6 protein-coding genes are annotated in these 7,246 nt (G+C 74.7%); 5 read left to right on the top strand and 1 reads right to left on the bottom strand.

Features of this window, described 5'->3' with window-relative positions; genetic code table 11:
- The first annotated feature begins 15 nt into the window (after positions 1–15).
- From ACFW1A_RS16065 to ACFW1A_RS16075, 3 genes are all read left to right on the top strand, one after another.
- A complete protein-coding gene (locus tag ACFW1A_RS16065) occupies positions 16–852 on the top strand; it encodes a glycerophosphodiester phosphodiesterase family protein (protein WP_380409401.1) in 837 nt (278 codons plus the stop codon).
- 204 nt (positions 853–1,056) lie between these two features.
- Entirely contained in the window at positions 1,057–1,647 is a 591-nt protein-coding gene (locus tag ACFW1A_RS16070) for an ATP-binding protein (RefSeq protein WP_380409403.1), read from the top strand.
- Positions 1,648–1,713: 66 nt separating this feature from the next.
- The gene (locus ACFW1A_RS16075) at positions 1,714–2,697 is read left to right on the top strand and encodes a DUF5926 family protein (RefSeq protein WP_380409405.1); all 984 of its coding nucleotides are present in this window, start codon (positions 1,714–1,716) and stop codon (positions 2,695–2,697) included.
- A 251-nt stretch (positions 2,698–2,948) separates the two neighbouring features.
- On the opposite strand, the gene ACFW1A_RS16080 is transcribed toward ACFW1A_RS16075, so the two are convergent.
- Entirely contained in the window at positions 2,949–3,668 is a 720-nt protein-coding gene (locus ACFW1A_RS16080; RefSeq protein WP_380409406.1) for a bifunctional DNA primase/polymerase, read from the bottom strand.
- A gap of 374 nt (positions 3,669–4,042) precedes the next feature.
- Here ACFW1A_RS16080 and ACFW1A_RS16085 point away from each other — a divergent pair, with 374 nt between their 5' ends.
- On the top strand, positions 4,043–5,563 hold the full coding sequence (locus tag ACFW1A_RS16085; RefSeq protein ID WP_380409408.1) for a PP2C family protein-serine/threonine phosphatase: 1,521 nt from the start codon (positions 4,043–4,045) through the stop codon (positions 5,561–5,563).
- A gap of 141 nt (positions 5,564–5,704) precedes the next feature.
- Positions 5,705–7,195: an aminopeptidase P family protein gene (locus ACFW1A_RS16090; RefSeq protein WP_380409410.1), complete on the top strand. Its 1,491-nt coding sequence runs from the start codon at positions 5,705–5,707 to the stop codon at positions 7,193–7,195.
- The last annotated feature ends 51 nt before the right edge of the window (positions 7,196–7,246 follow it).

The following is a 7,246-nucleotide window of genomic DNA, read 5'->3' on the forward strand; positions in this document are numbered from 1 at the left end:
CCCTAGGGTAGATGCGTGACGACTCCCTCCAGCTCCGCCACCCGCACCGACCGCTCCGCGCGGGCGGTGCAGGTGGTCGCCCACCGCGGCTCCTCCGAGGCGCTGCCCGAGCACACCCTGGCCGCCTACCGGCTGGCCCTGGCCGAGGGGGCCGACGCGGTCGAGTGCGACGTCCGGGTGACCGCCGACGACCAGCTGGTCTGCGTGCACGACCGGACCATCGCCCGGACCTCCGACGGCGGGCGCCGGGTGGTCTCCACGATGACCCTGGCCGAGCTGGAGCGGTACGACTTCGGGTCCTGGAAGGCGGCCGGGGACGCGGCGCCGCAGCCGCAGCCGGTGCTCAAGCTGGCCGACCTGCTGGCACTGGTCGCCGACGCCGGCCGCCGGGTCGACCTGGCGATCGAGACCAAGCACCCGGTCCGCCGACGGGGCCAGGTGGAGACCGAACTGGTCGCCATGCTGAAGCACTTCGGCATCGAGGGGGCGGTCAACGGGACGCAGGGCGCGCCCGACAAGCCGCACGCGCGCCTGATGAGCTTCTCCGGGGTGGCACTGCGCCGACTGCGCGCCGACGCGCCCCAGTACCCGCGGGTCTTCCTCTTCGAGCACCCGGCGATGCTGCGGCTGTGGCCGGGGGCCGGGCTGCCGGCCGGCGCGGTGGTGGCCGGACCCGGGATCGAGCTGGTCCGCCGCAAGCCGGACCTGGTCAGGGGGCTGCTGGCGGCCGGCCACCGGGTGCACGTGTGGACGGTGGACCGGCCGGAGGACGTCGAGCTCTGCCTGGAGCTCGGGGTCGAGGCGATCATCACCAACCGGCCGCGCGCCGTGCTGGACCAACTCGGCCGCTGATCAACTCAGTTGGCAGGATTTCGCCAGTGACGCAATCACGCCGTTCTGGAATGACTCAGCGTAAGCGGATAATCACCTCTCGACCACAGCGGGTGGCGATCCGTACCCGACTTCACAATTGACGCACCTCGAACAGCCGGAGCCGTTTCCGCCCCATTCCCCCGGGGCATCCATCCCTCGGCAAACGCTGAAGGAGGTCCGGGGGTGGCGTTGATGGTGGCGCGTGAAGTGCCGACTTCATCGACCATGGCGGTGCCGCACGGTCCAGCCAGTGTCGGGGCCGCGAGGCGCCGGCTGCGGCGTGATCTGGGCGACCGCGAGGTACCCGACGCGGTCATCGACGACGCGGTTCTGATCCTTTCCGAACTGCTCAGCAATTCCTGCCGGTATGCACGGCCACTGGCACCATTGCTGGCGCTGGCAGGGGGGGCGGAAGGGGAATTCCGGGGTGCCAGGGGTGATTTGACGAAGTCTTCGGGAACCGGCGGGGAAGTGGCCGCACCGGTCACGGATTCGGCCACCGAGGACCTCGGCGGAATCCTGGTCCGCTGGCAGATGCACGCCGACGGCGTGCTGACCCTGGAGGTCACCGACGGCGGTGCCAGCACCCGCCCGCTGCCGGCCAGTCCGTCGCTCACCGCCAGGGGCGGCCGCGGGCTGAGCATCGTCGGGAAGCTGGCCCAGGACTGGGGGGTCCGCGACGCGCCGGGCGAGGTGACGGTCTGGGCGGCGCTCGCCCCGGCCCGCCGCCAGCACGTCGAACCGGCCCGCCCGCAGCACGCCAGGTCGGCCTGAGCACCGCCGAAACCTCGTTAGGCTGCCCCGGAGCACACCGACCCACCGTTCCGGGAGAGCCGCCCCATGGCCAAGAAGGCTGCCAAGAAGTCGCCCACGTCCGTCAGGAGCACCGCCGCCGACGGCACCGTCCCGGTGGTCGGCGCCCGCGAGGACTGCCCCTGCGGCTCGGGCCGCCGCTACAAGGCCTGCCACGGCCGTCAGGCCGCCCACGCGGTGCAGGAGCTGGTGCACCGCCCGTTCGAGGGACTGGCGGGCGAGGCCGACTGGGTGGCGCTGCGCGAGCTGGTGCCCGCCGCCACGGTGCCGCTGACCCTGACGCCGGAGGCGGCCGCGCAGGCGGTCGGCGAGGTGCCCTCGGTCACCCTGGCCACCGTGCTGCCGCTGGCCTGGCCGGCGCTGCGCCGGGCCGACGGCTCGATCCTGCTGGGCCTGCAGACCCAGTCCTCCTCCGGCGACCTGAGCCGCGACCTGGGCGACGCGCTGGTGGCGGCGCTGGCCACCGAGCCGGGCAACCCGGTGCCGACCCGCCGCCCCGGCACCGACGGCCCGCGCCTGCAGGAGCTGCTGGACGCCGCGGCCCCGTTCGTCCCGGACGTGCACACCGGCTTCGAGTTCTGGCTGGAGGACGCCGAGTCCGCCACCGGCGAGGTGGCCGCCTCGCTGGAGCGGGCCAACGCCTCCGCGATCCCGACCGAGAAGGTCACCAGCGTGCCGAGCGCCTACTGGTGCGGCACCCCGGACAAGAACCACCTGCGCTGGGTGATGACGGTCCCCGAGGAGCAGCTGCTGGACGCGCTGGCCCGGCTGGCCGCGGCGGGCGAGGCCTCGCTGGGCGAGGACACCCGGCTGGTCGGCTCGTTCCGCGCGCACGGGCTGACCGTGCCGGTCTGGGACCTGCCGGTGGCGATGACGGCCGCCGACTGCGAGAAGCCCGCCGCCGCGTTCGCGGAGCGACTGGCCGGCGCCCTCGCCGCCGACGCGCCGCTCACCGGCGAGGAGCGCCGGGCGCGCGCCAATCTGGTGAGCCGTCAGGTCACCCTGAACTGACCGATCCTGGCCGTGCGTGACCGGAGATGATCGCGAGAGCGTGACTCCGGTCACATTCGACCCGGACGGGCCGGAAAAATCGAGGCGGCCCCGACCTGGGGCTTTGGCTAAGCCGCCAATCCTTGTTACTGTTTAAACAGTCCGGTCGCTGGTGCATCCCCCGTCGCCAGCGGCCGGATCTTCCATATCCGGCGCCGGAGTTGACTCTCCGCCGGGCCGCGGCTTGCCAGTGGCAAGCCCCCGCTCGCCGGTCAGTAGGCGAGCTTGCTGCCGTCCGGCACCGCCGAACCCGCCGCCACCAGTGCCTCCAGCAGCGTGGCCACCTCGGGCAGCCGCACCCCGCCGCGCGGCAGCACCACCGGCCGGCGCACCCAGCGCACCGCCGCCGCACCGGCCGCCACCCCCACCCGCGAGGGCGGCAGCACCAGGTAGCCGCCGGGGCCGTGGTACCGCACCGAGCTGGGTACCTGCCCGGGACCGCCGCCCGGCCGCAGGCTGCGCTCCTGGTCCACCAGCAGTTCCGCCAACTCCGGGTACCCGTAGGGCGCCACCAGCAGTGCCCAGCGGGTCGGGCCGGCCAGCACCGGTCCCGGGACCACCCGCAGCGCGTCCAGGTAGCCGAGCAGCCGGGCCCCGGCCGCGGCCGGCAGGCTGACCGCCGCCACCCGCCGCCCGGTGGCGACGATCAACGGGGCCTGCGGACTGTGCCGCTCCCACCACCACCGCACCATCCGCGCCTCGGTGGTGGCCGCCAGCAGGGGGACGTCGTGCGGGTGCGCGGCGGGGACGGGGCACTGCTCGTCGCCGCAGGAGCAGCGCGCGTCGACCGCAGCCGTCACCCCCGGGTGCTCGACCGAGACCGCTCCCGGGACCACCGGCCACCGCCACCGCTGGGCACAGGTCAACGCGGCCTGCAGCAGGGCCTGTCGGTCACCGCGGTGTCTGCCGGACGGTTCCCGCGATTCGGGCATGGGCACTCGTTCCTCTCCGCGACCGGATGGATCAAGACCTGACGCGGCCGGGGAGAGCCGCACGCTCAACGAGAATCCCTCATGCGACCAGATGGACGCCGTTCGGCGCCCACTGGTTCCACCGTACGAGTGAGTGACATCTGGTCAGCCGGGTTGCCGGGTGGGGGGATCCCTACGCTCCGGGCAGGGGACCGGCAGCCGTCGCGCGGCTTCCTGCGGTTCTTCTGCCCGCTCCCCGCCCGCTCCACTCCACGGACCGGAACCAGCCATCCGGTTGGCTCCCGATCCTGGACACGCGACAACCGTCCTGTGTAGAAGTGGGGCATTGCGAGTGGTTTGACACGACTTGGTACCCCAGTGCTGGGAGTCGCGGGATGAGTGACAAGCGTCCGTCCGGTGCGAGTGGGACCACGCCCGGGCTCGGTGACGGGGACGACCGGGCGGACCCCGGCGACGTACCGTCAGCCGGACGGCTGGCCCGACTGCTCGACCTGCCGCTGCGCGCCCCGGTGCTGGAGCCGCGCACCCCGCTGACCCCGCCCTCGCCCGTCCCCGACGGCGACCGCCCGGCCGGTCTGGACTGGCTGGCCCGGCACACCGACCGGCTGGTCCGGGCCCGCGGCCTGGCCGCCACGCTGCGCACCCTGCTCGACTCGGGCGCCGAACTGCTCGGCGCCGGCCGGGCGCTGCTGGTCCCGGTGGCCCGGGACGGCGGCGAGGCGGAGCCGGCCGGGCGCCGGGAGGCGGTCAACGGGCCGACCGGCACCGGCTGGCCGGACCACGCCGGGCACGGGCCGATGGTCCCGCTGGCGCTGGACCACTCGGCGATCGGCGCACTGGAGACGGTGCCGGTAGGGCTGGGCCCGTTCGCCGGACTGCTGCGCACCACCGGCCGCCCCGAGCAGCTGCTCCACCGCGACCTGGCCGGCGACCCGCAGGTGGCGCCCCGGTTCCGGGAGGTGGCCGCCGACCTCGGGCTGGGCGCCTGCTACGCGCTGCCGCTGGCCACCGAGGAGGACGGGCCGCTGGCCGCCGCCGTCTGGTTCTGGGCCGAGCCCACCGCGCCGAGCGCCTTCCACCAGGACCTGGCCCGCCGGTACGCCGCCTTCGCCGCCCCGCTGCTGGCCGACCGGCTGACCGCCGAACGCGGCCGCTGCTCCGCCGCGCTGCTGCGCCGCGGCCTGCTGCCCGACCACCTGCCGCACCCGCCGGGCCTGCGGCTGGCCGCCCGCTGGGTGCCGGCCGGGCTGGACCGGTCGGTGGGCAGCGACTGGTACGACGCGATCGCGCTGCCGGACGGCTCGCTCGGCCTGACCGTCGGCTCGGTGGCCGGCGACGGGCCGGGCGCCGGGCCCGCCTCCGCCCCGGGCGCGGCCACCGCGATGGGCCGGATCCGGGCCGCGCTGCGGGCCTACGCGGTGCTGGAGGGCGAGGACCCGGTGGCGGTGCTGGGCGACCTCGAACTGCTGCTGAAGACCTGCGAGCCGACCCGCACCGCCACCGCCGTCTACGCCTGCGTGGACCCCGGCGAGCGGCGGATCACGCTGGCCGGCGCCGGGCACTGCCCGCCGGTGCTGGTCACCCGGTACGGCGCCAACTTCGTGGAGACCTCGCTCTCCGCACCGCTCGGCATGCTCAGCTGCTGGGAGGCGCCCGGGGTGGAGCTGAGCGCGGAGCGCGGCGACCTGCTGCTGCTCTACACCGAGGGGCTGGCCCGCCGGCTCGGCCCCACCCTGCACGCGGGCCAGGCCCGGCTGCGCAAGGCGGCCGCCGACGCCCCGCGCGAGGTCCGGCACGACCCCGAGCGGCTCTGCGCCCACCTCCAGGAGCTGTGCGCCGGGCAGCCGGCCGGCCCGGCCGACGACCTGGTGATGCTGGCGGCCCGGTTCGACTGAACCACCGGGTACCGAACAAACGCTTTGTACCGCTCCGTACGATGGGACGACAGCTGTCCCGCTCCGGCCGTGATCCGGCCGCGCGGGCAGGAGTGACTCTCTTCCGGCCACCGGCCGGGAGACCCCATGGAGGCGACGAACGTGACCGAGGACCGTAGCCCCGCAGCGGCCGAGAACCCCGAAGGGGCCGCAGTCGACGAGGCGGACGACAAGCCGATCAAGAGCCGCAAGAACGGCCTGTACGGCGAGATCTCGGACGAGCTGGCCGCGTCCATGAAGTCCGACTGGGCCGACACCGAGCTGCGCGGCCTGCAGCCGCTGCCGCAGGCCCCCTACGCCGCCGCCCGCCGCGCCGCGCTCTCGGCCGCGTTCCCGGGCGAGCGCCTGGTGGTCCCGGCCGGCAACCTGCGCACCCGGGCCAACGACACCGAGTACTCCTTCCGCGCCGCCAGCGAGTACGTGCACCTGACCGGCGACCAGACCGAGGACGCGGTGCTGGTGCTCAACCCGGTGGCCGACGGGCACGACGCGGTGCTCTACCGGCTGCCGCGCTCCAACCGGGAGAACGGCGAGTTCTGGCTGGACGGCCAGGGCGAGCTCTGGGTGGGCCGCCGCAACAGCCTGGCCGAGGCCGAGGCGCTGCTCGGGCTGCCGGCCCGGGACGTGCGCAAGGCGGTCGAGGAGCTGACCGCCGACACCACCGTGCCCACCCGCCTGGTCCGCGGCTACGACGCCGGCCTGGAGTCGGCGCTGGGCACCGACGAGGAGCGCGACGACGAGCTGAAGGTCTTCCTGAGCGGTCTGCGACTGGTCAAGGACGCCTGGGAGGTCGAGCAGCTGCGCGCCGCCTGCGCCGCCACCGTCAACGGCTTCACCGACGTGGTGCGGGAGCTGAGCCAGGCGCAGGCCACCTCCGAGCGCTGGATCGAGGGCACCTTCTGGCGCCGCGCCCGGGTCGAGGGCAACGACGTCGGCTACGGCTCGATCTGCGCGGCCGGCCCGCACGCCACCACCCTGCACTGGGTGCGCAACGACGGCGAGGTCCGCCCGGGCGAGCTGCTGCTGCTGGACGCCGGCGTGGAGACCCACACCCTCTACACCGCCGACGTGACCCGCACGCTGCCGATCAACGGCACCTTCTCGCCACTGCAGCGGAAGATCTACGACGCGGTGTACCAGGCGCAGGAGGCGGGCATCGCGGCGGTCCGGCCGGGCGGCCGGTTCCGCGACTTCCACGACGCCGCCCAGCGGGTGCTGGCCGAGCACCTGCTGTCCTGGGGCCTGCTGGACGCCTCGGTCCACGACGTGGCGAAGGTCCTGGAGCTGGGCCTGCAGCGCCGCTGGACCCTGCACGGCACCGGCCACATGCTCGGCCTGGACGTGCACGACTGCGCCCACGCCCGCCGCGAGCAGTACGTGGACGCCGAGCTGGTCGAGGGCATGTGCCTGACCGTGGAGCCCGGCCTGTACTTCCAGCAGGACGACCTCAGCGTCCCCGAGGAGTACCGCGGCATCGGGGTGCGGATCGAGGACGACATCCTGGTCACCGCCGACGGCAACGAGAACCTTTCGGCCGGCCTGCCCCGCACCGCCGACGCGGTCGAGGCCTGGATGGCCGGGCTGGCGGGCTGACGCACCGCCGGCGCACGCACGCGGCGCCCGTCCCCCTCGGGGGGCGGGCGC

It is taken from the genome of Kitasatospora sp. NPDC058965 (assembly GCF_042741245.1).
In the GTDB taxonomy this organism is placed as follows: Bacteria; Actinomycetota; Actinomycetes; order Streptomycetales; family Streptomycetaceae; genus Kitasatospora.